This is a genomic window from Pseudoxanthomonas sp. 68-E7 (assembly GCF_057773145.1).
The window spans coordinates 39,026-64,879 of the sequence record NZ_JBYMTI010000007.1 but is presented as its reverse complement, the minus strand read 5'-3'; the positions used below and the strand labels follow the sequence as shown (position 1 = coordinate 64,879).

General features: G+C 67.2%; 18 protein-coding genes. 13 read left to right on the top strand and 5 right to left on the bottom strand.

Features of this window, described 5'->3' with window-relative positions; all coding sequences use genetic code 11:
* Positions 1-29: 29 nt before the first annotated feature.
* The 5 genes from AC3DE2_RS16780 to AC3DE2_RS16760 form a co-directional block, all read right to left on the bottom strand.
* Positions 30-596, bottom strand: a complete 567-nt coding sequence (locus AC3DE2_RS16780; RefSeq protein WP_488427124.1) for a DUF411 domain-containing protein — start codon at positions 594-596, stop codon at positions 30-32.
* A gap of 56 nt (positions 597-652) precedes the next feature.
* Positions 653-943: an EF-hand domain-containing protein gene (locus tag AC3DE2_RS16775; RefSeq protein WP_295378544.1), complete on the bottom strand. Its 291-nt coding sequence runs from the start codon at positions 941-943 to the stop codon at positions 653-655.
* 72 nt (positions 944-1,015) lie between these two features.
* Positions 1,016-2,023, bottom strand: a complete 1,008-nt coding sequence (locus tag AC3DE2_RS16770) for a copper resistance protein B (protein WP_488427123.1) — start codon at positions 2,021-2,023, stop codon at positions 1,016-1,018.
* Positions 2,024-2,025: 2 nt separating this feature from the next.
* The gene (locus AC3DE2_RS16765) at positions 2,026-3,843 is read right to left on the bottom strand and encodes a copper resistance system multicopper oxidase (protein WP_295378540.1); all 1,818 of its coding nucleotides are present in this window, start codon (positions 3,841-3,843) and stop codon (positions 2,026-2,028) included.
* A 111-nt stretch (positions 3,844-3,954) separates the two neighbouring features.
* Positions 3,955-4,380: a CopL family metal-binding regulatory protein gene (locus AC3DE2_RS16760; RefSeq protein WP_488427122.1), complete on the bottom strand. Its 426-nt coding sequence runs from the start codon at positions 4,378-4,380 to the stop codon at positions 3,955-3,957.
* Between the two features lie 289 nt (positions 4,381-4,669).
* Between AC3DE2_RS16760 and AC3DE2_RS16755 the strand changes: the two genes are divergently transcribed.
* The 13 genes from AC3DE2_RS16755 (at position 4,670) to AC3DE2_RS16695 (ending at position 25,750) form a co-directional block, all read left to right on the top strand.
* The gene (locus tag AC3DE2_RS16755) at positions 4,670-5,659 is read left to right on the top strand and encodes a glucokinase (RefSeq protein ID WP_488427121.1); all 990 of its coding nucleotides are present in this window, start codon (positions 4,670-4,672) and stop codon (positions 5,657-5,659) included.
* Positions 5,660-5,708: 49 nt separating this feature from the next.
* Positions 5,709-6,713: a glycosylasparaginase gene (locus AC3DE2_RS16750; RefSeq protein WP_488427120.1), complete on the top strand. Its 1,005-nt coding sequence runs from the start codon at positions 5,709-5,711 to the stop codon at positions 6,711-6,713.
* A complete protein-coding gene (locus AC3DE2_RS16745; RefSeq protein WP_488427119.1) occupies positions 6,710-7,453 on the top strand; it encodes a copper homeostasis protein CutC in 744 nt (247 codons plus the stop codon). The genes AC3DE2_RS16750 and AC3DE2_RS16745 overlap by 4 nt, the downstream gene beginning before the upstream one ends.
* A 418-nt stretch (positions 7,454-7,871) precedes the next feature.
* A complete protein-coding gene (locus tag AC3DE2_RS16740; protein ID WP_295378562.1) occupies positions 7,872-10,748 on the top strand; it encodes a TonB-dependent receptor plug domain-containing protein in 2,877 nt (958 codons plus the stop codon).
* 193 nt (positions 10,749-10,941) lie between these two features.
* A complete protein-coding gene (locus AC3DE2_RS16735) occupies positions 10,942-13,404 on the top strand; it encodes a GH92 family glycosyl hydrolase (protein WP_295378531.1) in 2,463 nt (820 codons plus the stop codon).
* 115 nt (positions 13,405-13,519) lie between these two features.
* A complete protein-coding gene (locus AC3DE2_RS16730; RefSeq protein WP_295378528.1) occupies positions 13,520-14,599 on the top strand; it encodes a LacI family DNA-binding transcriptional regulator in 1,080 nt (359 codons plus the stop codon).
* 47 nt (positions 14,600-14,646) lie between these two features.
* Positions 14,647-15,954, top strand: coding sequence for an L-fucose:H+ symporter permease (gene fucP, locus AC3DE2_RS16725; RefSeq protein WP_295378526.1), 1,308 nt, complete (start codon positions 14,647-14,649; stop codon positions 15,952-15,954).
* A 7-nt stretch (positions 15,955-15,961) separates the two neighbouring features.
* Complete coding sequence (locus AC3DE2_RS16720; RefSeq protein ID WP_295378525.1) at positions 15,962-16,963, top strand: carbohydrate kinase family protein; 1,002 nt, start codon at positions 15,962-15,964, stop codon at positions 16,961-16,963.
* Positions 16,950-18,149 carry an AGE family epimerase/isomerase gene (locus AC3DE2_RS16715; protein ID WP_488427118.1) on the top strand — a complete coding sequence of 400 codons (1,200 nt, stop codon included), beginning with the start codon at positions 16,950-16,952 and terminating at the stop codon, positions 18,147-18,149. The genes AC3DE2_RS16720 and AC3DE2_RS16715 overlap by 14 nt, the downstream gene beginning before the upstream one ends.
* A gap of 68 nt (positions 18,150-18,217) precedes the next feature.
* Positions 18,218-20,467, top strand: coding sequence for a family 20 glycosylhydrolase (locus AC3DE2_RS16710; protein WP_488427117.1), 2,250 nt, complete (start codon positions 18,218-18,220; stop codon positions 20,465-20,467).
* Positions 20,468-20,616: 149 nt separating this feature from the next.
* The gene (locus AC3DE2_RS16705; protein ID WP_488427116.1) at positions 20,617-23,289 is read left to right on the top strand and encodes a beta-mannosidase; all 2,673 of its coding nucleotides are present in this window, start codon (positions 20,617-20,619) and stop codon (positions 23,287-23,289) included.
* A 24-nt stretch (positions 23,290-23,313) separates the two neighbouring features.
* A complete protein-coding gene (locus tag AC3DE2_RS16700; RefSeq protein WP_295378516.1) occupies positions 23,314-24,807 on the top strand; it encodes a glycoside hydrolase family 47 protein in 1,494 nt (497 codons plus the stop codon).
* A 229-nt stretch (positions 24,808-25,036) separates the two neighbouring features.
* On the top strand, positions 25,037-25,750 hold the full coding sequence (locus tag AC3DE2_RS16695) for a response regulator transcription factor (RefSeq protein WP_488427115.1): 714 nt from the start codon (positions 25,037-25,039) through the stop codon (positions 25,748-25,750).
* Positions 25,751-25,854 lie beyond the last annotated feature (104 nt).

Genomic DNA, 25,854 nt, shown 5'->3' with positions numbered 1-25,854 from the left:
GGACGCTGCATCCGCCGGGGCCGATGGTTTCAGGGATGGCGCGAGAAGGTTTCGCTGGAACCATTATCCCCGACCAACGCGACCTCGTAAGGCTGCGTGCGGCCGTCCGGCATCTCCATGCCCGGGGAACCCATCGGCATGCCGGGCACCGCGATGCCACGCGCCCTGGGCCTGTCGGCGAGCAGGCGCTTGATGTCCTCGGCCGGCACATGGCCTTCGACGAAGTAGCCGTCCACCTCGGCCGTGTGGCAGGACATCATCGGCTCGGGCACGCCGAGGCGATCCTTCACGGTCATCATGTCTTCAGTGTCATGGACCTCGACCGGAAAGCCCGCGGCGCGGATGTGATCGACCCAGACGCCGCAGCAACCGCAACTGGCGCTCTTGTGCACGCGGATCAACGGCAGCGTGGCGGGGGTCGAAGCGAGCGGCATGGCCGGGTTCGCAACCGCCTGGAGGGAGACCGGCGCCGACGCGGCGGCGGCCACGCGATCATTGGCCGATGCCGCACCGGGCGCGGCGCCACAGGCCACCAGCAATGCGCCGGAACCGGCGAGGAACAGGGTGGAGGCGGCGTGTTTGAACAGGGGATTCATCGTTGTGCTTCTCCGTGGGCCCGGCGGAATCCGAGGGATTCCGCCGGGCAGGGTTTTTACAGCATCGCCATGACGCTGGCGAATTCCTTGCGATCCAGCTTGCCGTCGCGATTCTTGTCGCCCATGCCGAAATGCGGCAACAGCGGATGGCGCTCGGGCAATTCGGCCTTGCTGACGAAACCGTCGCGGTTCTTGTCGAGGCGGTCGAACGCCTGCTCGGTGTTGGCGTCGGTTTTCTTCGCCGCAGGCTGGGCGCCGTGTCCGGCATGGCTGCCATGATCCTGCGCGAAGGCGGGGGCGGCCAGCAGCGACAGGGCGAGCAGGGTGGCGGTACGGATGGTTTTCATCGAATCATTCTCCAATCGGGATGGGGCGACGGCGTTGCCGCCGCCGGGGAACCAGAACCAGGACATGCCGGCTCAAAACCAGAAGCGGACACCGGCGACGAAACGGGTGTCGGTGACATCACCACCTTCGCCACGGCGATAGTCGGCGGTGTCGCCGAACAGGCGCTCATGCACCACGCCCACGTAGGGCGCGAAGCGCCTTGTGATCTCGTAGCGCAGGCGCAGCCCTGCTTCCACCTTGTTGAGGCCGGTGCCTTCGCCGTACTCGGGGACATCCTTGGACGAGAAGCTGGCTTCGACCAGCGGTTGCAGGATCAGCCGGTTGGTCAGCAACAGCTCGTATTCCGCTTCCACGGTCGCCATGACCTGCCCGGATTCACCCAGGTAGGCGGTGGCGGAGACTTCGAATTTGTACGGCGCCAGGCCCTGCACGCCCAACGCCGCCCAGGTGCGCGAGTCGACCGGGCGGAAATCCTGCTTCACGCCGACGACCACGTCCCACCAGGGCGAGACGCTGCGTCCGTACAGCACCTCCAGTTCGGAGGATTCGGTGCGCGAACCTTCGCGCTCGCCCTCGCTGCGCAGCCAAAGCCGGTTGAGATCGCTGCCGAACCAGGCGCTGCCTTCCCAGGCCTGGCCGGTGCCGTGGTCGGCGTCCCAGGCTTCCAGCCGATTGATCATCACCAGTGACTGGAAGGTGGAGGCGTGCTCCATGGCATGCGGCTTGAGCGACGGGAACGCGGCGGCGCGATCCGCGTCGCTGATCGGGGGGATCGGCTCGCGCGGTTCGGTGGGTGCCTGGCTCGCCGGACCGTAATCCATCTTCGAATGGTCCATTTGCGAATGGTCCATCGTGGAATGGTCCATCTTCGAATGATCCATCTGCGACGAATCCGACTGCGGATGGTCCATCTTCGAATGGTCAACCTCGGCGGGTTGCACCGGTGGGGTGGTCGGCTTCTGCTGCCCGGTCGCGGGCGCGGCGTGGGCACCGTGATCGTGCTGTTGGGCCTGGGCGTGGCCGGCGAGGGCGAGCGACAGTGCGGCGGCCAGCAGGCCAAGGGGGAAATGGATGCGCATGCTCATTCCTCCACCCGCACTTCCCGCATCATGCCGGCTTCCATGTGGTACAGCAGGTGGCAGTGGAACGCCCAGCGGCCCAGCGCGTCGGCGCGTACCCGATAGGTGCGGCGGGTGCCGGGCGGCATGTCGACGGTGTGCTTGCGCAGGTGGAAGTTGCCCTGATCGTCTTCCAGATCGCTCCACAGGCCATGCAGGTGGATCGGGTGCTGCATCATGGTGTCGTTGACCAGCACGATGCGCATGCGCTCGCCGTAGTTAAGCCGCAACGGTTCGGCGCCGGCGAAGGGAATGCCGTTGAACGACCAGGCGAACTTCTCCATGTGGCCGGTGAGATGCAGCTCGATCTCGCGGCCGGGATCGCGTCCGTCGGGATCATCGAACAGGCTCTTCATGTCGGCATAGGTCAGCACCTTGCGGCCGTTGTCGCGCAGGCCGATGCCGGGATCGTCCAGCTTCGGCGAAGTCGCCGCCGTCTGCATGTCGATCAGCGGATTGCCGGCCTCGCTGGGCGCGTGCACGGGTGCCTTGCCACCGGTGCTGCCGTGGCCAGCGTGGCCCATGCTCGCGCCGCAACCGCCCTCCATGCCCTTCTGCCCGGACATGCTCGCGCCGCAGCCGCCTTCCATGCCCTTCATGTCGTGGCCGCCGCCGCCCATGTCATGGCCCATGTCCGACATGGTCAGCAGCGGGCGCGGATCGCGCGCGGGGATCGGCGCTTCCAGGCCCTGGCGCACGGCCAGCGTGCCGCGCGCGTAGCCGGTGCGGCCCATGTCCTGGGCGAAGATGGTGAAGGCATCCTGGCCGCTGGGTTCGACCAGCACGTCGAAGGTCTCGGCCACGGCGATGCGGAACTCATCGACGGTGACCGGATGGATGTACAGGCCGTCGGCGGCGACCACGGTCATCTTCAGGCCGGGAATGCGCACGTCGAAGTAGGTCATCGCCGAGCCGTTGATGAAGCGCAGCAACACCTTCTCGCCGGAACGGAACAGGCCGGTCCAGTTGCCGGCCGGCGCATTGCCATTCATCAGGTAGGTGTAGGTGTGCGCGTTGATGTCGGAGATGTCCGACGGCGTCATCCGCATGCGGCCCCACATGCCGCGATCGGACAGCGTCGCCGACCAGCCGTCGCGGCGGACGTCGCGGGCGAAGTCGCCGACCGTGCGCTGGTAGGTGTTGTCGTGCATCGGCATTTTCTTCATGCGCCGGTACAGCGCGGCCGGATCCAGATCCGTCCAGTCCGACAGCAGCACGACGTGCTCGCGATCGGCGCGGTAGGGCGGCGGCTCGGCCGGATCGATCACCAGCGCGCCATACAGGCCGGCCTGTTCCTGGAACAGGGAGTGGCTGTGGTACCAGTAGGTGCCCGACTGTTTGAGCTGGAAGCGGTACTGGTAGGTTTCGCCGGGCGCGATGCCATCGAAACTCAGGCCGGGCACGCCGTCCATGTTGGCCGGCAGCAGGATGCCGTGCCAATGGATCGAGCTGTGCGCATCGGGCAGGCGGTTGGCCACGCGCAGGGTGACGGTATCGCCCTCGCGCCAGCGCAGGATCGGTGCCGGCAGGCTGCCGTTGACGGTGATGGCCGGGCGGGTGCGGCCGGTGAAGTTGACCGGCGAGCTGCCGATGGCCAGATCGAAATCGGTGCCGCTCAGCACCGGGGCCTGGTACATCGCTTGGGCGGTACCCGCCCACGCGGGCAGGCGGGCGAGGCCGAAACCGGCGGCCACGCCGCCGACGGCCAGGCCAGTGACGAAGCGGCGCCGTGAAAGCTGGAATCCGGAACCGGATCCCGCGCCGAAAGAATCGGAAGACATGCAAACTCCTGAAGATATTCAGAGGCAGCCCGGGGTCGGGACTGCGGGAAAGACGCGCGGCGCGACGGAAGGTCGCGGCGGCGCGGAATATCCGCGGCCGTGGGGCCGGACTCAGGCGATGGGAGGTCGTTGCGGAGAGGGCAGCGGCGGCGCGGGATGGCCGGCGGGGAGGTGACCGGCGAGATCGGCGTGGGCGCGCGGCCCGTTACCGGCCCAGACGGACGGCACCGTGGCGGGCGCCTGCTGGGCGCAGAAACCGTCGCAGTGGCCGGCGGCGCAGCAATCGGGCTGGCAATGGCCGTTGGCGTGCAGGGGGGCGGGGGAAAGGTCTGTTCCGGCCCCGTCATGGCAGGGGGCGGACGTGGCCGGTTCGGGCTGGGCGGCCGAGGCGCAGTCCCCGTCGTCCATGGCATGTCCGTGATGCGGCAGGCTGGCCTGGGCCAGGTGCATCTGCAACGCGGCCACGGCGTTGCCCGTCCCCGAGACCAGCAGGGTGACGCTCAACAGGATCCGCAGCAGCAGCGAAGGAAGGGACATGGCTGCCGGTACTTTAACCGGGCGGCCGGTGAATGTGCAGCGGCGGCCCGTGCCGTACACGGTGGAATAAGCATTGGAGGCGGGTCCAGCCCGGCTGCGAAGCGTTGGCGGTGCCTGTTAAAGTGAACGGGTGTTTTTCCGAGCGCCCGTGGAGTACGCCCCGGTATGGATCCGGCATCTTTCCAAACGCCTTGCGATGCCACAGAATCCACCCGCTTGAATCGATCCAAATCAGGGCTAATGCGTGAACGTTGCGGTACCGTACCCGGCCAATCCTGAAGTGCCGCAGATGACTCCATCCCCGCACGCGCCGCCCGGCCGGGAACTGATCGTCGCCGATGTCGGTGGCACGTTCGCCCGTGTGGCCCGGGTAGTGGTGGCGGCAGGCCGCGCACCGCAGATCCTTGCCTACCAGAAGTACGCCTGCGCGGATCATCCCGATCTGGCGTCTATCCTGAGCACCTTCGCCCGCGACGAGCATGCCGGCACCGAGGCCGCGGTGGTGGCGATCGCCGGATTGCTGGATGGCGACACCCTGGTCAACGCCAACCTGCCGTGGCCGGTCTCGCTGGAGCGTACCCGGCAGGCGTCCGGGCTCGGCTCGCTGGCGCTGATCAACGATTTCGAGGCGGTCGCCTACGCGGTTCCCTACCTGCATGCCGACGGCCTGTCGCCGTTGAGCGGCGATCATCCGCATACCTTCCACTGGCCGGCGCTGGTGCTGGGTCCCGGTACCGGGCTGGGCGCGGCGCTGCGCTTCGAGGGCGGCACCCGGCCGGTGCTGGCCAGCGAATTCGGCCATGCGGCGCTGGCGCCCGGCAACGCGCTGGAAATGGAAGTGCTGGGCCTGCTGATGAAGCGCTGGCCGCACGTGGACAACGAACGCGTGCTGTCCGGCAGCGGGCTGATGAACCTGTACCCGTGCCTGTGCGAAATCCGCGGCGCGACGCCGCGCTGGCAGACCCCCGAACAACTGATCGCCGCCGCGCAGGCGGGCGACGATGCGCTGGCGGTGGAAACCCTGGAGGTGTTCTGCGGCTGGCTCGGCAGCCTGACCGGCGATCTGGCGATCGCCTTCGGCGCCAGGGCGGTGTACCTGGCCGGCGGAATCTCCGGTCACATCGAACAGTTCCTGCGCAAGGGCGCGTTCCGCGAGCGCTATCTCAACAAGGGCGTGCTCGGCCATGTGCTGCGGCATGTTCCGGTCTGGCGCGTGGACCACGGCCAGCTCGGCGTGATGGGCGCCGCGGCCTGGTATGCCTCGCATCATCTGGATTGATTGACCGACACCACGGCGCCATCTTGCGCCGCATCCCGAGGAGGTTCCGATGACTGATCGCAGGCAGTTCCTGCAGGCCGGCCTGCTGGCCGCCGGTGCCCTGTCGCTGCCCGCCGTGCGCGCTCGCGCCGCGGGCGCCACCGGCGCGCGCGTGGTGTCCACCTGGGATTTCGGCGTGCCGGCCAACCAGGCCGCATGGCCGGTGCTGGCCCGTGGCGGCAACGCGCTGGATGCGGTGGAAACGGGCGCCCGCTGGGCCGAAAGCGAGCTATGCAATCCGACCGTGGGCCACTGCGGCAACCCGGATCGCGACGGCGTGCTGACCCTGGACGCGAGCATCATGGATGGCGACGGCCGCTGCGGTTCCGTCGCCGCGCTCGAGGACATCCTGCATCCGATTTCGGTCGCGCGCCGGGTGATGGAAAAGACCCCGCACGTGATGCTGGTGGGCGAGGGCGCCCAGCAGTTCGCGGTGGCGGAAGGCTTCGAGAAAAAGCGCCTGCTCACGCCGCAGGCCGAGAAGGCCTGGCGCGAGTGGCTGAAGACCGCCGACTACAAGCCGGAGATCAACGCCGAGCGACGCGGCCAGCCGGGCAACAAGGACAACCACGACACCATCGGCATGCTCGCCATCGATGCGCAGGGCCGCCTGGCCGGCGCCTGCACCACCAGCGGCATGGCCTGGAAAATGCACGGGCGGGTCGGCGACAGCCCGATCATCGGCGCCGGCCTGTACGTCGACAACGACGTCGGCGCCGCCACCGCCTCGGGCGTGGGCGAGGAAATGATCCGCAACGCCGCCAGCTTCCTGGTGGTGGAACTGATGCGGCAGGGACGTTCGCCGATGGATGCCTGCCGCGAGGCCATCGACCGGGTGATCCGCAAGCGCCCGGAAGCGAGCAGGAACCTGCAGGTCTGCTTCCTCGCGCTCAACAAGCACGGCGAGGTCGGCGCGTTCGCGTTGCATCGCGGTTTCGTCTACGCCGTCTGCGACGGCGGCCGGCAGGATGATCTGCGCGAGTCCGGCTCGGTCTACACCACCACCCAGTCATGAGCCCTTCCGCGCGCGGCACCGTGCTGGAGATCGCGGCCAACTCGCACCTGTCCGCGCTGGCGGCGCAGGCGGGCGGGGCCGATCGCATCGAACTGTGCGAGAACCTGGGCGAGGGCGGTACCACGCCGTCCTACGGTACCCTGGCGATGACCCGGGAACGCCTGTCGATTCCGATCTTCGTGCTGATCCGGCCGCGTGCCGGCGATTTCCTCTACGACGCGCGCGAAGCCGAAGTGATGCTGCACGACATCGCCGCGTGCCGGCAGCTGGGTTGCGACGGCGTGGTCATCGGCGCGCTGGATTCCGTCGGAAACATCGATCTGCCGCTGTGCCGTGAACTGGTGGCGGCGGCGTCCGGCATGCAGGTGACCTTCCACCGCGCCTTCGACGCGGTCCGCGACTCCGTGCAGGCGCTGGAGGACATCGTGGCGCTCGGCTGCCACCGGGTGCTGACCTCCGGCGGACAGGCCGACGCAGTGCGGGGTGCGACCGCCATTTCCGGATACGTCCGCCAGGCGGCGGGCCGCCTGGCCATCCTGGCCGGCGCAGGCCTCACGCCCGCCAATGTCGCCGGCCTCATCGCGGCCACCGGCGTCGCCGAAGTGCACGCGTCGGCGAAGGCGCGGCGCGCGTCGGCGATGGCGTTCCGCAATCCGGCGCTGACTGGACTGGAATACGACCGCCAGGAGACCGATCCGGCGATCGTGGCGGCATTCCGCGAGGCGCTCGCGACCGCCTGAGCCACGCCCGGCCGGGCGGCGCGGGAAGGTGCGCGGCAGACCGCGGCGGGGAGACACCGGACGCTTTTCGCGCAGTTCCTTCATGCGCCCGTCATCAAGCTGTGGCAGCCCCTCGTTCTGGGGTCTTGCAACACCTTGATTCCAAAGATTTATTTCGATTCAAAAATCGCCTCCCGAGCGATTGCTGCGGTGCGGAATGCGGCTTGCGTTCACCCATGCTTAATTTGGATCGATCCAGAGAGAGGCATTCGAGTCATTGGAACGATTCAAGTGCAGGGTTAGATCGAGAGAAATTTCTGGACGCCGCCGTACCGCAAGTCAAAAAAACCACACCAACACATCACCCCGAGTACTTCGCAAAATGGCTCAGTCCCCGCGTTATCGTCGCAACGTCCTAAGCAGCGCGTTGTTGCTGGCGATGCTCCCCACGCTGTCCGTGGCCGCCCAGGAGGCCACCTCCGAATCCACCAAGGAACTCGACACCGTCACCGTCACCGGCTCGCGCATCAAGCGCGCCCAGGTGGAAGGTCCGGCGCCGGTCCAGGTCATCTCCGCCGACCAGATCAAGAAGGAAGGCTTCACCACCGTCTACGACATGCTGAGCACGCTCAATGAAGCGATCGGCACGGTCGAGGCGGACGTGCAGTGGGGTTCGCATACGCCGAATGCCAGCCCGCTGAACCTGCGCAACATGGGCCCGGGCCGCAGCCTGCTGCTGGTCAACGGCCGTCGCGTGGCCGACTACCCGCTGCCCTACGGCGGCCAAAGCAATTTCGCCAACTACAGCAACATTCCGGCCGCCGCCGTCGAGCGCGTGGAAGTGCTGACCGGCGGCGCGTCGGCCATCTACGGTTCCGACGCGGTGGCCGGCGTGGTCAACATCATCCTGAAGAAGAATTACGAGGGCGACGAGTTCCGCATCCGTGGCGGTTCCTCCACCGAGGGCGGCCGGGATACCTGGGACATCTCCTGGGCCGGCGGCAAGGTCGGCCAGAACTGGAGCGTGACGTACGCGGCGCAGTACACCGAGCGTGATCCGCTGTTCGGTCGCGATCGTCCGGGCATGGACGACTCCGACGATGCCCCCTACGGCTCCTGGAATCCGGAACAGCGCAAGGTGGGCTTCCGCCCGTTCAGCGGCCTGGCCCTGATTGACGCCAATACCGGCATGCGGCTCGCGCCGCCGGCCGGCACCTGCGAGAAGTTCGGCGGCGAGTTCTATCTGGCCGACCGCCTCACCTACAACCGCAACAGCGACACCATCACCAACACCGGGCAACTGTGCGGCCTGAGCTCGGACTTCGGAAACTGGCTGATCCGCGGCGGCAGCAAGGACCTGTCCGGCTACCTCTACGGCACCTGGGACTTCGAGAACGGCATGCAGGCGTGGGCCAACGTGTCGGTGTTCAGTTCGGAGGCCGAGTGGGGCACCTCGCCTCCGGGCGTGCAGTTCCCGGCGGGCCTGGATGCGCCGGCGTTCTACGATGTCGGCAGTGGCATGTCGCTGATCGGCGTGCGCAACTTCACGGCGCAGGAAGTGGGCGGTGACGCGAATCTGCGCAACCACAACCAGGAACGCTCGTGGGACATCAGCGCCGGGCTGCGCGGAACGGTCGGCCGGTTCGACTGGGATGCTTCGCTGGGCCGCTCGTACTACTCGGTGCGCGAGAGCATCTCCACGGTGGACTGGGACATGGTCAATGCCTATTTCCTGGGACCGCAGGTCGGCGTGGTCGACGGATTGCCGGCCTACAACCTCAATCGTGATCGCTACTGGAATCCGGTCACCCCGGAACAGTACCGCCAGTTCGGCACCCATTCGATCAACCAGTCGGCGTCCTGGGTCAACCAGGCGGCCTTCACCATCAGCGGTGATCTGTTCGAGGGTTGGGCCGGCCCCATCGGTTTCGCGGCGGTGGCGGAAGTCGCCCAGCAGGGCTACAAGCTGAATCCTGATCCGCGTGGCAACCTGGACTACGACGTGCAGAACATCGATCGCGGCGGTGGCGAACGCACCCGCTATTCGACCGGTGTCGAGTTCAGTGTTCCCCTGCTGAACACGCTGACCGCGACCTTGGCCGCGCGCTATGACCGCTACGGCGACTACAAGTCGTACTCGGATGCCTCGACCAACATCGGTACCCAGAGCGAAACCACCTGGAACGCCGGCCTGCAGTGGCGTCCGCTGAGCAACCTGCTGGTTCGTGGCAGCTATGCGACCAGCTTCCGCGCGCCGGACATGCACTACCTGCTGGCCGAACACAGCTCCGCCCAGGTGCGCACGCTGGATCCGTTCCGCTGCATCGACAGTGGCGATTACCTGACCAACAACTGCACGTCGGAGAATACCGACGTCACCTATCCGTTCAACATCAACCGCCAGGGCGCATCGGATCTGAAGTCGGAGCTGGGCAAGTCGTGGACCGCCGGCTTCGTCTGGGACATCCTCGACAACCTGTCGCTGACCGCCGACTACTGGGCGATCAAGCTGGAAGACGAAATCCGCGATATCGGCGAGGACATCGTGCTGCGCGACGAGGCGGGCTGCCGTACCGGCCTGACCACCACGCCGGGCCAGAGCTGGTCCAATCCGGGCGGGGCTGATTACTGCGCCTCGATCATCGACCGGGTCACCCGCGACGAAAACGGCTTCATCACCGATGTGCGCCGCGGCCCGATCAACATCGCGCAGCGTGAAGTGGAAGGCATCGACGTGTCGACCCGCTACCGTCTGTCGACCGAGCGCTGGGGCGATTTCCAGTTCGGGTTGAACTACACCAACCTGCAATCGATGAAGGAGCAAACCTACCGCACCGATCCGAACCCGGAGCGCCGCGACCGCGACGTCCGCAGCAAGATTCGCGGCAGCGTCAGCTGGGCCTACGGCAACTGGAATGCGACCGTATACGGCGATCGCATCGGCGCGGTGCCGGGCGTGCGCTATCACTGGGACACCAACGATCTCGGCAACTCCGGCGGCTGCATTCCGTTCGCCGATGGCGGCGTGCCCAGCGACAAGGCGGGTTGCGTGGACACGGATCCGAACAGCCCGACCTTCGGCCAGGCCACCAAGAAGTACTACGGCCGCGTCGGACCGGCGATCACCTGGAACTTCAACGTGGGCTACCGGATTACCCCGCGCGCGAAGATCAACGTGTACGTGACCAACGTGTTCAACAGCGCCGGCTGGAACCACAAGGACCCGTACAAGCTGGACTACGAGTTCTACAACAGCCGCCTGTTCAGCCCGGTGGGTCGCGAAGTGGCGATGGAGTACGTGTTCAACTTTGAGTAACCCCGGAATCTCTCCCGTCCTCCGGGACGGTCCGGGCAGTCGGCCCGGCTTCGGCCGGGCCATTTTTACCGCTCCAGCAAGTCGCAACACCCGGCATACAATCCGGCGGCATCGCTCCAGGCGGTGCCGTCCGGATCCAGGAAGCTACAACCCGCGGCCGCGATGGCCGCAAGCACACAGGTAATCAGACCGCATGGCACCCACGTCCCGAGTACCGACTTCCCCGCGTCTTCGCACCGCCTCGCTGGCCTTCGCCGGCCTGCTGGCGTTGACGGTTCCCCTGGTCCAGGCCGCTCCGGGGGCGGATCCGGTACGCGAGGTGAATACCTTCATCGGCAGCAAGGACGATGGCAATACGTTCCCCGGCGCCTCCGCGCCGTTCGGCCTGATCCAGGTCAGCCCCATCGGCGAGCACTATTCGGGCTGGCGCTACGACGATCCCAAGATCCGCGGTTTCGGCCATTCGTTCCTGTCCGGCGCTGGTTGCTGGGAACAGGGCGGCCAGGTGTCGGTCCTGCCGGTCACCGGCACGATCGGCCCGGGTGGCGATTTCGACACCAAGGACCCGAAACGTTTCAACCACAAGACCTACGCCTCCCGCTACAGCCATGACGGCGAGGTGGGGCAGGCCGGCTATTACAAGGTGCGCCTGCTCGACTACGGTGGCATCGATGCCGAGGCGACCGCGCTGACCCGCGCGGCGGCCGAGCGCTACACCTTCTCCGCCAACGCCAGCGAAGGCCACGTGCTGGTCAACGTGGCCCAGGCCAACGAGCGCCACTCGGTGATCGGCAGCACCGTCGACGTGGTCGGCGACCGCGTGGTGGAAGGCAAGCTGGTGACCCGCAGTTTCTGCGGTGGCCACCAGTACACCACCTGGTTCCGCATCGAGTTCGATCGCCCGTTCAAGGCGTTCGGCACCTGGGGCGAGGCCGGTGGCCTGCCGGGGGCGCGCCACAGCATGGAAGGCGAGGCCAAGCCGAACGGCGCGTGGCTGAGCTTCGATACGACCAAGGGCAAGGCGGTCACCGCGATCAGCGCGATCTCGCATGTCGATGCCGAGGGCGCGCGCAACAACCTGCGCAGCGACGGCATGCGTGGCGGCAAGCTGCTCGGCTTCGACCAGATGCGCAGGCAGGCCCAGGACACCTGGCGCAAGGAACTGGCGAGCGTGCGCGTGCAGGGCGGCAACCAGGACGACCGCACGGTGTTCTACACCGCGCTGTACCACGCGTTGCTGCAGCCGCTGACCGGCAGTGACGCCGATGGCCGCTACCGCGGCTACGACGAGCAGATCCATCGCGCCGATGGCTGGACCTACTACGAGTACTTCTCGCTGTGGGACACCTATCGTTCGCAGAACCAGCTGTTGGCGATGCTGCGCCCGGAGCGTGCGCGCGACATCGGACGCTCGCTGCTGGCGATCCATGAACAGGGCGGCTGGCTGCCGCGCTGGGGCTATGCGAATTTCGAGACCAACGTGATGACCGGCGATCCGGTCACCCCGTTCATGGTCGATTTGTGGCGGTTCGGCGCGCTCAAGGGCGTGGAGAAGCAGGCCTACGCGGCGCTGCGGCAGAACGCGTTCGAGATGCCGCCGACCAATTCGCGCCACGCCGGCCGCTCGGGCAACGCCAGCTACCTGGCCAACGGCTTCGTCCAGTACGACCGCGCCTGGCCATCGAAGGGCATGGACGTGGATCCGCACCACGGCGGCTCGGCCACGCTGGAATACGCGCTGGCGGATTGTTCGCTGGCACAGATGGCCGATGGTCTTGGCCTGGGCCAGGACGTGGCGGTGCTGCGCGAGCGCGGCCGCAACTGGCGCAAGGTGTGGGATGCCGGCGTGCGTGACGAGGAGGCCGGCTTCGAAGGCTTCCCGCGCCCGCGCATGGAAGATGGCAGCTGGTACGTGCCGGCCGACGGCCACTACAGCCCGCGCTCGCACCATGGTTTCCATGAAGGCACCGCCTGGCAGTACCAATGGCTGGCGCAGCAGGACGTGCCGGGCCTGGTCGAGGCGATGCACGGCGTCGAGCAGACCGGCAAGCGCCTGGACATGTTCTTCGCCTACGACGCGCTGGTGAAGGATCCGCTGCACGCCGCCCGCAAGGAATGGGTGGTGGGTCCGTACAGCTATTACAACCAGTACCGCTACAACCCCAACAACGAACCCGACCTGCACACGCCGTGGATGTACACGCTGATCGGCCAGCCGTGGAAGACCACCACCGTGCTGCGCGCGGCCCAGCAGCTGTTCACCAACGCGCCCAACGGCGTCACCGGCAATGACGACCTCGGCACGATGTCGGCCTGGTACCTGTTCAGCGCGATGGGGCTGTATCCGGCCGTGCCCGGTACCGGCCAGTTCCTGCTGCATGCGCCGCGCTTCAGCCGGGTCGAGATGGATCTGGGCCAGGGCCGCACCCTGCGCATCGACGCGCCCGGCGCCGATGGCCGCACGCTGCAGTACGTGGATGGCGTGCGCGTCGACGGACAGGCGCATGCGCCGGTCTGGCTGGACTGGAACCGCCTGCAGCAGGGGGGCCGCATCGAGTACGCGCTGACCGCCACGCCGCCGACCACCGGCTGGGGCACCCGCGCGGGCGATCTGCCGGCATCGTTCTGCGCCGTCCCGTCCGCGGGAGGCCAGTGAGTTGCGCCATGTCCGCCGCCGCGCCGGCTCTCTCTCCCACCGGTCCGGCGGCCGGCATGGCATTTTCCCCCGCGCGATCGTTTAGGCTTGCGGCTTCCCGGGACGTTACGAACAGATGAAAGACAAAGCCACCGCGACAGGGAAGGGCGCCCGTGCAGGGACCGGCCGCAAGGCCGCCGGCCGCCGGGCGGTCACGGTCACCGACATTGCCAATGCGATCGGGGTTTCGCGCGCGACCGTATCGCTGGTCCTGCGCGGCAGTCCGCTGGTGCACGCCGATACCCGCGCGCGGGTCGAAGCCGAACTGCGCCGCCAGCGGTACGTCTACAACCGCGGCGCGGCCAACCTGCGCCGGCAGACCTCGTCCAGCGTCGCACTGGTCATCAACGATCTCTCCAACCCGTTCTTCGCCGAGTTCGCGGCAGGGGTGGACGAGGCGCTGGGTGCGCGCGGCTACGTGACCCTGCTGGGCAGTACGGCCGAATCGCCCGAACGCCAGCAGGCGGTGCTTTCCACGTTGATGGAACACATGCCCGCCGGGCTGATCCTGTCGCCGGCCGAGGGCAGCGACAGCGCGCAGCTGCGGCAGGTGCTCGGCGCGCACGGCAACGTGCTGCTGTTCAACCGCGAGCTGGACGGCGCGGACTGGGATTTCCTGGCGCTGGACAACCAGCGAGGCGCCTACATGGCGACCCGTCACCTGATCGATCTCGGCCACCGGCGCATCGCCTTCTTCGGCGGCCACGCCGATTCGTCCTCGTGCCGCCAGCGCCGCGCCGGTTACGCGCAGGCGCTGGAGGAGGCCGGGCTGAAGGTGGAGGACGATCGCATGATCGAGTCCGCGCCCAACCGCCTGGAAGCGGCGTCGCGGACCGGCGAGCTGTTCGCCCGCGAACCGGCCCCGACCGCGGCGGTCTGCTACAACGACACCGTCGCGCTGGGCCTGATGCTCGGCCTGGCCTCGCGCGGCATCCATCCGGGACGCGATTTCGCGATCACCGGTTTCGACGATATCTCCGAGGCCGCGGTGACCACGCCGCCGCTGACCACGCTGGCGGTGAATCCGCGCGAGCGCGGCAGGCAGGCCGCCGAGCTGCTGCTGCGCCGTCTCGGCGAACCCGAGGCGCCGCCGCAACGTACCACCGCGTCGGTGGAGCTGCGCATCCGCGAAAGCAGCGGGGCGCCGCGCCCCTGATGTCTTCTTCCTATTCCGCACCAACCGCATCCTGAGGCGAGCCCCGCATGGCCTTTGCTCCGACACCCCAGCCCCGGACCTCCGCCGGCGCCCCCGTGGTCAACACCCGCGTAGCCCTGTCCGTGGTCACCACGATCTTCTTCATGTGGGGCTTCCTGACCTGCCTCAACGACATCCTGATCCCGCACCTGAAGGCGGTGTTCGAGCTGAACTACGCGCGCGCGATGCTCGTGCAGTTCACCTTCTTCGGCGCGTACTTCCTGATGTCGCTGCCGGCGGGTCGACTGGTCGCGCACCTGGGTTACAAGAAGGGCATCGTGGCGGGCCTGGTGATCGCCGGGATCGGCGCGCTGGGCTTCTGGCCGGCGGCCGAACTGCGCATCTACGAGGCCTTCCTCGGCGCGCTGTTCGTGCTGGCCACGGGCATCACCGTGCTGCAGGTGGCGGCCAATCCCTATGTCGCGCTGCTGGGACCTGAGCAGACCAGCTCCAGCCGACTGACCCTGGCGCAGGCGTTGAACTCGCTGGGTACCACGCTGGCGCCGTATTTCGGCGGCGTGCTGATCCTGTCCGGAACCATCAAGAGCGCGGAGCAGATTGCCGCGATGCCGGAGGCCGAGCAGATTGCCTATCGCGTGCAGGAAGCTCAGGCGGTGCAAGGCCCTTACCTGGGCCTGGGTATCGCCCTGTTCCTGCTGGCGGTGTTCGTGTTCCTGTTCCGTCTGCCCGCGCTGACTGAAACTACCGAGCAGGCCGATCACGGCAAGCATACGTTGCGCGAGGCGCTCAGCCATCGCCACGTTTTTTTTGGCGTGCTGGGCATCTTCTTCTACGTCGGTGCGGAAGTCGCCATCGGCAGCCTGATGGTCAACTATTTCTCGCTGCCGGAAATCGCCGCCATTACCGAGGAAAAGGCGTCCAAATACCTGATGGCCTACTGGTTCCTGGCGATGGTTGGACGCTTTGCCGGTTCGGCGATGATGGTGAGGCTCTCGCCGCGCAAGCTGTTGGCGGCCTTTGCGGCCGGAAACATCGTGCTGCTGGCGATCACCATGAGCAATACCGGCATGGTGGCGGTTTACAGCCTGATCGGCGTCGGCCTGTTCAATTCGATCATGTTCCCGACCATTTTCGCGCTGAGCATCGAGCGTCTTGGTCCATTGACCAACAAGGCGTCCAGCCTGCTGATCATGGCCATCGTCGGTGGTGCGGTCATTCCACTGCTGCAGGGCATGCTGGCCGATCGCATCGGTCTGCATCACTCCTTCATCCTGCCGCTGCTCTGCTACGGCTACATCATCTTCTATGGCCTCTCGGGTTCGCGCCCGGACGCCTCGGCGGCCAAGGGAGCGTAAGGCCAAAATGTCGAAGATCGTCTGTTTCGGCGAGGTTTTGATCGATCTACTCGCGCAGCCTCCGGCCACGCCGGACACTCCGCGCGCGTTCCTGCAATACGCCGGCGGCGCGCCGGCCAACGTGGCGGTGGCCGCTGCACGGCTGGGCGCGGACACCCATTTCGCCGGCATGCTGGGTGAAGACATGTTCGGCGACTTCCTGCGCGAGAGCCTGGAATCGGCCGGCGTGGCCACCGATTGCATCGTGCGCACCGGAGAAGCCAAGACCGCGCTGGCCTTCGTCGCCCTGGACGCGACCGGCGAGCGCAGCTTCAGTTTCTACCGTCCGCCGGCGGCGGACCTGCTGTTCCGCACCGAGCATTTCCAGCCGAACTGCTTCCATGGCACCGGCAGTTTCCATGTCTGTTCCAACAGCCTGACCGAGCCGACCATCGCCGAGACCACCTTCAACGGCATGTTGCGCGCACGCGCCGCCGGCGCGGTGGTCAGCCTGGATCTGAACCTGCGTCCCGCGCTGTGGCCGGCCAACGTGGACCCGGCGCCGCGCCTGTGGGAGGCGCTGGTCAATGCCGATCTGGTGAAGCTGTCGCAGGAGGAGCTCGACTATCTGGCGCGGCCGTTCGGCGGCGGCGCCGATGGCGAGGCCCGGGTGCGCGAGCGCCTGTTCGAAGGCCAGGCGCAGTTGCTGATCATCACCGACGGCGCCGCGCCAATCCGCTGGTTCACCCGCGAGGCATCCGGACAGGTGACCAGTTTCCGGGTGGAAACCCGCGACACCACCGCGGCGGGCGACGCCTTCGTCGGCGGCCTGCTGTTCCGGCTGGGCGAACGGGGCGGGGACGGCGCGGGGTTCGCCGCGTTCTGCCGCGATCGCGCGGCCATCGAGGACACCCTCCGTTTCGGCGCCGCGGTCGGCGCGCTGGCGGTGACCCGCAAGGGCGCCTTCGCCGCCATGCCCACCCTGGCCGAAGTCCAACAACTGCTGCAGGACCAACATGAGCACGCCTGACATCGCGCCGGACTTCCGGTCGCCCGCGTTCCTGCGCGAACACATCGCGCAGACCATGGCCTTCTACCATCCGCGCGCCATCGATGCGGCCGGCGGGTTCTTCCACTATTTCCGCGACGACGGCAGCGTCTATGACGCCGGCCATCGCCACCTGGTCAGCAGCACGCGCTTCGTCTTCAACTACGCGATGGCGTTCCGCGAGTTCGGCAATCCGGAATACCTGGATGCGGTGAAGCACGGCCTGCGCTACCTGCGCGAGGTGCACCGCAACCCGGCCACCGGCGGGTATGCGTGGACGCTGCGCGATGGCGTGGTCGAGGACGACATGAACCACTGCTACGGCGTGGCGTTCGTGCTGCTGGCGTACTCCTGCGGTGTCAAAGCGGGTGTCGAGGAAGCGCGCGGCTGGATGGATGAAACCTGGAACCTGCTGGAACAGCGCTTCTGGGAGCCGGAGTACGGCCTGTACAAGGACGAGGCAGACGCACGGTGGAATTTCACCGGTTATCGCGGCCAGAACGCCAACATGCACATGTGCGAGGCGATGCTGGCGGCGTTCGAGGCCACCGGCGAGCGGCGCTATGTCGAGCGCGCCCTGCAACTGGCCGATCACATGACCCGCCGCCAGGCCGCCAAGGCCGACGGGCTGGTGTGGGAACACTACGACACGCAGTGGAACATCGACTGGGACTACAACCGCGACAATCCCAAGCACCTGTTCCGCCCGTGGGGATTTCAGCCCGGTCACCAGACCGAGTGGGCCAAGCTGCTGATGATCCTGGACCGACACGTGGACGCCGACTGGCTGGTGCCGACCGCGCGCCACCTGTTCGACGTGGCCGTGGCGCGATCCTGGGATGACGCGCGCGGCGGCCTGTACTACGGCTTCGCGCCTGACGGCACGGTATGCGACGACGACAAGTATTTCTGGGTTCAGGCCGAATCGCTGGCCGCGGCCGCGCTGTTGGCGCAGGGCACCGGTGACGCGTCCTACTGGCAGTGGTACGACCGCCTGTGGGACTACTCGTGGAAACACTTCGTCGATCACCGCCATGGCGCGTGGTACCGCATCCTGGACGCGGACAATCGCAAGTACAGCGACGAGAAGAGTCCGGCCGGCAAGACGGACTACCACACCATGGGTGCCTGTCATGAGGTACTGAACGTGGTGCGCCCGCGCGGCTGAGCCGGGGCACCACACCGAGCGAGGAGGGAAGGGCTTTGCACGGAATACACGCAGCAAATTTTGGATCGATGCAAGGTTGGTTGGCGACGGCACTGTTGCTGCTGGCATCGGGCTTTGCGAACGCACAGGCATCGGCGCCTTCGCTGGTGCCGCTACCGGCATCGGTGAAGCCGGGAACCGGCACGTTCGTCCTGTCGCCGGCCACGCGGTTGTGCGCGGAAGGCAAGGATTCGCAGGCCAATGCCGACCTGCTCAATGCCTGGCTGCGCGAGCGGCAGGGCTGGGCGCTGCGGGATTGCGCCAACGCGTCGGCGAAGACCGCCGACGTGATCCGGCTGGTGGCCGCCGGCAAGGATGCAGCAACCGAGGCCTACCAACTGCACGTGCAGCGGCACGGCATCACCCTGCGCGGCGACGCCGCCGGCCAGTTCTATGGCCTGCAGACACTGATGCAATTGCTGCCCATCGAACGCGCGCCGCGGCTTGAACTGCAAGCGCAGCGCATCGACGACACGCCGCGTTTCGCCTATCGCGGCATGCACCTGGACGTGGCGCGCCACCAGTTCCCGGTCGCTCTGATCAAGCAGATGCTGGATCGGATGGCGCACTACAAGCTCAACCGCTTCCACTGGCATCTCACCGACGACCAGGGCTGGCGGATCGAGATCAAGCGTTACCCGCGCCTGACCGAAGTGGGTGGACAGCGCAAGGAGACCGACGGCGACGGCAAGCCCTACGGCGGCTTCTACACCCAGGACGAGGTGCGCGAGGTGGTCGCCTACGCGGCGAAGCTGCACATCACGGTGATTCCGGAGATCGAGATGCCCGGCCACGCGCTGGCGGCGCTCGCCGCGTATCCGGAACTGGGCTGCACGCCGGGTCCGTTCGAGACCGGCACCACCTGGGGCGTGTTCGACGACATCTTCTGCCCGACCGAGCCGACCTTCACGTTCCTGGAGAACGTACTGGACGAAGTCATTCCGCTGTTCCCGGCGCCGTATGTCCACATCGGCGGCGACGAGGCGCCGAAGACGCGCTGGCAGCAGAGCGCCGTGGCGCAGGAGGTCATCCGCCGCGAAGGACTGAAGGACGAGCATGAGCTGCAGAGCTGGTTCATCCGCCGGATGGAACGGTTCCTGCATTCGCGCGGCAAGCGCCTGATCGGCTGGGACGAAATCCTCGAAGGCGGGCTGGCGCCGGACGCCACCGTGATGTCCTGGCGCGGCGAGGCCGGCGGGATTGCCGCCGCGCGCCACGGCAACGACGTGATCATGACGCCGACCCGCTGCTGCTACTTCGACTATGGCCAAGGCCCCAAGGACGGCGAGCTGTGGCAGAAGGGCGGCGAGCTGCCGATCGAGACGGTCTACGCCTATGACCCGGTGCCGGTGGAACTGGAGGCGGACAAGCGCCACCACATCCTCGGCGTGCAGGCCAATGTGTGGACCGAGCGCATTCCGCGCGAGGTAGTGCTCGAGTACATGGTGTTCCCACGCCTGCTGGCGCTGGCCGAGATCGCGTGGACGCCGCAGGCGCTGCGGCAATTCGAGGCCTTCGATCGGCGCCTGTCCGGCCAGTACCCGCGCCTGGCGAGCGCCGGCGTCGGCTTCCGCATCCCGGCGCCGTGGGGCCTGCGCGACGACATGGCGGTGGAGCAGGATCGGTACACGCTGGATCTGCGCCCGCGCGTGCCCGGCAGCCGCATCCACTACACGCTGGACGGCAGCGTCCCGACCACGGCCTCGCCGCAGGCGACCGGGCCTGTCAACGTCACCGTGCCGGCTGATGGCGCGGTCACGGTGCGTACGCTGACGATCACCGCCGACGGACGCGAGAGCGGCATCCATCGGGCCACCCTGCGCAACCGCCGCTACCAGCCGGCGCAAGCCGAGCCGACCGGCGCCCGCGAACCTGGCGTCTCGTACCGCTACTACGAAGGCACCTTCGATCGCTTCGCGGAAATGGAAGCCACTTCGCCGGTCCGCAGCGGCAGCGCGACGTCGTTCGACTGGCGCGACTACGGGCGCCACGAGCACTTCGGATTGCGGTTCGAGGGCTGGCTGCACGTTCCGGAGGATGGCCTGTACCGATTCCGCGCGCAGGCCGACGATGCTTCGGCGCTGTACATCGACGATGAGGCGGTGGTGCGCAACGAGACCTACGATCAGCCGGTCGAGGGCAGCCTGCCGCTGCGCCGCGGCTGGCACCGCCTGCGGCTGGACTTCTACCAGCGCTCCGGCGACATCGGCCTCGGGCTTAGCTGGGCGAAGGGCGAGGCGCCGCTGGAACCGCTGGACGCGATGCAGCTGCGGCATTGAGGCATGAGGTCCGGCCGGCTCCGGTAAACCGGGGCATGGAGGGACACACGGGTTGCCGTCGCCTGCACGTCGCGGCAACGGCGCAGGATCAGGCCACGCGGGCTCCGTCGCGACACGGAGCCGGGCCGGCCGCGAGGAGAAGCGAGATCATGAGAGTCCACCGCATTGCCGCCATCGTTCCCGCCTGGGTGCGGCTGGCGTTCTGCCTCGGCTGGCTGCTGCTGGCCTTCACCGCTGCCGCGAAGCCGGCCGCAACGTCGCAGGCGGTCAGTGCCGACTGGCGTTTCCGCCTGCTGCCGGGCGATGGACAGGCCACCGCGCATCCGCAGGCCGGTGCATGGGCGAAGGCCCACGTGCCCGGCACCGTCCACACCGATCTGTTCGCCAACGGCGCGATTCCCGATCCCTACGCCGGCGCGCCAGAAGCGGGATTGCAGTGGATCGGCCTGGCCGACTGGGAATACCTCGGCCGCTTCGACGTCGACGCCGCCACGCTGGCGCGTCCGCACGCGGAACTGGTGTTCGAAGGGCTGGACACATTCGCCGAGGTCGAGCTCAATGGCCAGCCGCTGCTGAAGGCCGACAACAGCCACCGCACCTGGCGCGTGCGCGTGGATGGCCGGCTGAAGGCCGGCGGCAACGAATTGCGGGTGGTGTTCCGTTCGCCCATCCGCACGCTGCTGCCGAAGGTGCAGGCGATGCCGCACAAGATCGCCGGCAACTATCCCTCGCCCTACGGCGACGAGCCGAAGGACGCGATGGTCGGCAACTTCGTGCGCAAGCCCGGCTATCACTTCGGCTGGGACTGGGGGCCGCGCTACGTGACCGCCGGTATTTGGCGCCCCATCCGGCTGGAAAGCTGGGACGCGCTGCGCATCACCGATCTGGCCGTGCGCACCGACGCGCTGGACGAAAACCAGGCGAGGCTGGCGGTGCTGGTGGAGGTGGACGCCGCGCGCGCGGCGCCGGCGGAGGTGGAAATCGAAGTGCTGGATCCGGAAGGCCGCCGGGTCGATGTACTGCGCCGCAAGGCCGCGCTCACCGCCGGCGTGCAGCCGGTCACGGTGGACGTGAGCCTGCCCAAGCCGCGCCGCTGGTGGCCGGTGGGCTACGGTGAGCAGGCGCGCTACACCTTCCGCGCCACCGTGAAGGCCAAAGGGGGGCAGGCGAGCAGCGAGCGCCGCACCGGCCTGCGCACGGTCGAGCTCAAGCGCGACGTCGACGCGGACGGGCAGGGCCAGGGCTTCGCCTTCGTGATCAACGGCGTGCCGGTGTTCGCCAAGGGCGCGAACGTCATTCCGTTCGACGCCTTCCCGCCACGCGCCGACGAGAAGCGCCTGCGCGTCGCCCTGACCGCCGCGCGCGATGCCAACATGAACATGCTGCGCAACTGGGGCGGTGGCTACTACGAGGATGATGTGTTCTTCGACATCGCCGACGAGCTGGGCCTGCTGGTCTGGCAGGACTTCATGTTCGGCGGCGGCATGCAGCCGGGCTACGATCCGGCGTTCCGCGCCAACGTGGTGGCCGAGGCGCGCGACAACATCCGTCGCCTGCGCCATCACCCCAGCATCGTCCTGTGGTGCGGCAACAACGAGGAAGAGACCGCGTGGAAGGACTGGGGCCACCGCAAGCAACTGGTCGCCGCGGATCCGGTATTCGCCGACAAGGTCTGGCAGGGCTACGTGGCGCTGTTCGGCCAGGATCTGCGCCAGGTGGTGGGCGAACAGGGACTGGGCGTGCCGTACTGGTCCAGTTCGCCCAGCAATGACCTGGACGAGAAGGCCAACGATTCGCGCAAGGGCGACAAGCACTACTGGGACGTGTGGGCCGGTTCCAAGCCGGTGCAGGCCTATCTGGATGAAACCCCGCGCTTCATGTCCGAGTTCGGCCTGCAGGCATGGCCGGACATGCGCACCATCGCCAGTTTCGCCCGGCCGGAAGAGCAGGCCGTCGACAGCCCGGTGATCAAGGCGCACCAGAAATTCCTGGCGGGCGAGGGCAATACCCGGTTGTCGCTCTACATCGAGCGCGAGTACGGCAAGCCGCGCGACTTCGCCGGTTTCGTGTACCTGAGCCGGGTGATGCAGGCCGACGGCATCGAACTGGCCGCGCTGCATCACCGCGCCTCCCGGCCGTACACGATGGGGTCGCTGTACTGGCAGCTCAACGATGTCTGGCCGGGCGCGTCCTGGTCGAGCGTGGACTTTTACGGACGCTGGAAGCCGCTGAATTTCCACGCGCGCCGCTTTTTCGCCCCGCTGGCGATCGCCGCGCTGCGCAAGGAAGGCGTGACCCGGCTGTCGCTGCTGTCCGACCAGACCACGCCGACGGACGCCGAATGGCGCCTGCGGGTGATGGATTTCAATGGCCGCGTACTGAAGGAGCGTCGCCAGCCGGCCACACTCGCGGCGTTGGCGGCCACGCCGGCCGGCGAGTTCACCGATGCCGAACTGCTGGAGGGCGCGGATCCGGCGCGCACGCTGGCGGTGTTCGATCTGGTGCGTTCCGGCGAGGCCCTCTCGCGTGGGCTGGTCTACTTCACCGCGCCGAAACAGTTGCGCCTGCCGGTACCGCGCATCGAGACCGATCTGGCCGTCGACGGCGATGGTTATCGCCTGACCCTGCGTTCGCCGGTGTTCGTGCGTGCGTTGTGGCTGGACTTCGGCGACCTGGACGCGACGGTTTCCGACAATGCGCTGGACCTGTTGCCCGGCGAAGCCATCCGCCTGCGCGTGTCCTCGAAGGCCGACGCCGCGGCGTTGCGCAAGTCGCTGACCCTGCAATCCCTCGCCGACGCGATGTCCGTGCCGGCACCCTGACGTTCTCCGCAAAGAGGAACTCCCATGCACGACGTATCGAACCCGACGAATCCCTCCCGTCGCGCCCTGCGTGGCCAGCGCCTGGCCGGCGCGGTAGTGATGGCATTGACCTTGTTGGCCGGCACCGCCTGCAGCCAGAAACCCGAGACCGAAACGGCCATGCCCGCGGCCACCGGAACATCGGCGCCGGCGGCCAAGGCCGCGAACGCGGACGTGCCGGCGGTGGACGAGACCGAGGCCGCGCGCCTGGCCGAACAGGTCAAGGCCGAAACCCGCCACGCCTGGCAGGGCTACATGCAGTTCGCCAAGGGACACGATGATCTCAAGCCGATCAGCGGCCAGCCGCGCGACTGGTACGAGAAGTCGCTGCTGATGTCGCCGGTGGACGCGCTGGACACCCTGATCCTGCTCGGCCTGGACAAGGAAGCGGCGGAAGCGCGCGAACTGATCGCCACCGAGCTCTCGTTCGACCACGACATGGACGTGCAGAACTTCGAGATCACCATCCGCCTGCTTGGCGGCCTGATCTCGGGTTACCAGCTCAGTGGCGACGAACGCCTGCTGAAGCTGGCCGAGGATCTGGGCAAGCGCCTGCTGCCGGTGTTCGAGAGCAAGACCGGCCTGCCGTACACCCATGTCAACCTGCGCACCGGCAAAGTCCGCGGCAATATCAGCAATCCGGCCGAGACCGGTACCCTGCTGATCGAGTTCGGCGCGCTGAGCAAGCTGACCGGCAATCCGATCTACTACGACAAGGCCAAGCGGGCGCTGGTGGAAACCTTCAACCGCCGCTCGAAGATCGGCCTGGTGGGCCTGAACATCAACATCGAAACCGGCGAGTGGACCAATCCCACCAGCCACATCGCCGGCGGCATCGATTCCTACTACGAGTACCTGTTCAAGTGCTGGAAGCTGTTCGGCGACGCCGACTGCAAGCGCATGTGGGACGAGAGCATCGGCCCGGTCAACCAGTACCTGGCCGATGAAGTGCGCGAGGGCGAGCTGTGGTACGGCTATGCCGACATGAACACCGGCAAGCGTACCCAGACCACCTACGGCGCGCTGGACGCGTTCATGCCGGGCCTGCTCGCTTTCGGCGGCGATCTGGAGCGCGCCAAGCGCCTGCAGGAATCCGGCCTGAAGATGTGGCGCCTGCACGGCATCGAGCCGGAGGCGATTGACTACGCGAAGATGGAAGTGACCTCGCCGGGTTATCCGCTGCGGCCGGAGATCGTCGAGTCTGCGTACTACCTGCATCATTACACCGGCGATGCGCGCTATCGCGGGATGGGCAAGGAGTTCTTCGAGGACTTCGTCCGCAACACCCGCACCGAGCATGGTTTCGCCGCGTTGAAGGACGTGCGCAGCAAGGAGAAGAACGACTCGATGGAGAGCTTCCTGTTCGCCGAGACCTTCAAGTACTACTACCTGTTGTTCGCGCCGAAGACCGCACTGGATTTCGACGCGGTGGTGTTCAACACCGAAGCCCACCCGATCCGGAAGACCTGGAAGGATTGAGTCCCGGCTCCATCGCGATGTCGAACGGAATGCCCGTCCCCAGGACGGGCATTCTGTTTTGGGGGACAGCCGCCAGGGCGTCGCCCATCGAGAGGATGGGAGAGCATGCGAGAGTCTTTGGTGCCCTGCGCCGCGGGTGACGCGATCGGTAACCGTTCTCACTACGAATCCGATATGCTGCAAGCGTAATCAAAATCACAAGAATCCAGGCACCCACGCGCTTGATGCCATGTCCGAAGCCACCTTGACGCCCGCCCGCATCGCGGTGACGGAAGACGACGATGAACTCCGCGAACTGATCGTGTCGGAACTGATCGAGCACGGCTTCGAGGCCTCGGGTTTCGCCAGCGCCGAAGCGCTCTACCGGCATCTGGCCGTGCAGGCCTGCGACATCGTGCTGCTGGATATCGGGCTCCCTGGCGAAGACGGCTATGCGGTCGCCCGCCACCTGCGCCAGATCGCCTCGGTCGGCATCGTGATGCTGACCGCGCGTGGAAGGAGCGACGACATGGCGCGTGGCCTCAGCACCGGCGCGGACCTGTATCTGGTCAAGCCGGTGGACATGGACGTGCTCGCAGCGGGCATCGCCAGCCTGCGGCGTCGGATGTCGATGACGCGCCGCGCGATCGCCCCTTCTGAGCCGGTGCCGGCGTGGTCGCTGACCTCCGGCGGCTGGAAGCTGCGCACGCCCGACGGCGTGGAACTGGTGCTGGCCGAAGGAGAGCGCGCGTTCCTGCAACCGCTGCTGGCCCAGCCCGGGCAGACCATCCAGCGCGACGCGCTGATCCAGGCGCTCACCGACGATCCGGCCGCATTCGATCCGCATCGGCTGGAAGTGCTGCTGCATCGCCTGCGCACGCGGGTGAAGAAACAGACCGGTCGCGAACTGCCGATGCGGGCCGTTCGCGGCAATGGTTACCTGTGGCTCGGGGAGAACGGCTGACGGGTTCCGCGCACCGGGCGAGAGGTTTCGAGAGCCAGCGAAAGTGTGCGTGATGTTGTGTTATTGAGGTGATAATAGTCACAAACTAGACTGCGCGCGCCTGT

Excerpts from the sequence above, each read along its gene's own strand:
- AC3DE2_RS16780 (WP_488427124.1), bottom strand. The coding sequence starts at position 596 with ATGAATCCCCTGTTCAAACACGCCGCCTCCACCCTGTTCCTCGCCGGT.
- AC3DE2_RS16775 (WP_295378544.1), bottom strand. The coding sequence starts at position 943 with ATGAAAACCATCCGTACCGCCACCCTGCTCGCCCTGTCGCTGCTGGCC.
- AC3DE2_RS16770 (WP_488427123.1), bottom strand. The coding sequence starts at position 2,023 with ATGCGCATCCATTTCCCCCTTGGCCTGCTGGCCGCCGCACTGTCGCTC.
- AC3DE2_RS16765 (WP_295378540.1), bottom strand. The coding sequence starts at position 3,843 with ATGTCTTCCGATTCTTTCGGCGCGGGATCCGGTTCCGGATTCCAGCTT.
- AC3DE2_RS16760 (WP_488427122.1), bottom strand. The coding sequence starts at position 4,380 with ATGTCCCTTCCTTCGCTGCTGCTGCGGATCCTGTTGAGCGTCACCCTG.
- AC3DE2_RS16755 (WP_488427121.1), top strand. The coding sequence starts at position 4,670 with ATGACTCCATCCCCGCACGCGCCGCCCGGCCGGGAACTGATCGTCGCC.
- AC3DE2_RS16750 (WP_488427120.1), top strand. The coding sequence starts at position 5,709 with ATGACTGATCGCAGGCAGTTCCTGCAGGCCGGCCTGCTGGCCGCCGGT.
- AC3DE2_RS16745 (WP_488427119.1), top strand. The coding sequence starts at position 6,710 with ATGAGCCCTTCCGCGCGCGGCACCGTGCTGGAGATCGCGGCCAACTCG.
- AC3DE2_RS16740 (WP_295378562.1), top strand. The coding sequence starts at position 7,872 with ATGCTCCCCACGCTGTCCGTGGCCGCCCAGGAGGCCACCTCCGAATCC.
- AC3DE2_RS16735 (WP_295378531.1), top strand. The coding sequence starts at position 10,942 with ATGGCACCCACGTCCCGAGTACCGACTTCCCCGCGTCTTCGCACCGCC.
- AC3DE2_RS16730 (WP_295378528.1), top strand. The coding sequence starts at position 13,520 with ATGAAAGACAAAGCCACCGCGACAGGGAAGGGCGCCCGTGCAGGGACC.
- fucP (WP_295378526.1), top strand. The coding sequence starts at position 14,647 with ATGGCCTTTGCTCCGACACCCCAGCCCCGGACCTCCGCCGGCGCCCCC.
- AC3DE2_RS16720 (WP_295378525.1), top strand. The coding sequence starts at position 15,962 with ATGTCGAAGATCGTCTGTTTCGGCGAGGTTTTGATCGATCTACTCGCG.
- AC3DE2_RS16715 (WP_488427118.1), top strand. The coding sequence starts at position 16,950 with ATGAGCACGCCTGACATCGCGCCGGACTTCCGGTCGCCCGCGTTCCTG.
- AC3DE2_RS16710 (WP_488427117.1), top strand. The coding sequence starts at position 18,218 with ATGCAAGGTTGGTTGGCGACGGCACTGTTGCTGCTGGCATCGGGCTTT.
- AC3DE2_RS16705 (WP_488427116.1), top strand. The coding sequence starts at position 20,617 with ATGAGAGTCCACCGCATTGCCGCCATCGTTCCCGCCTGGGTGCGGCTG.
- AC3DE2_RS16700 (WP_295378516.1), top strand. The coding sequence starts at position 23,314 with ATGCACGACGTATCGAACCCGACGAATCCCTCCCGTCGCGCCCTGCGT.
- AC3DE2_RS16695 (WP_488427115.1), top strand. The coding sequence starts at position 25,037 with ATGTCCGAAGCCACCTTGACGCCCGCCCGCATCGCGGTGACGGAAGAC.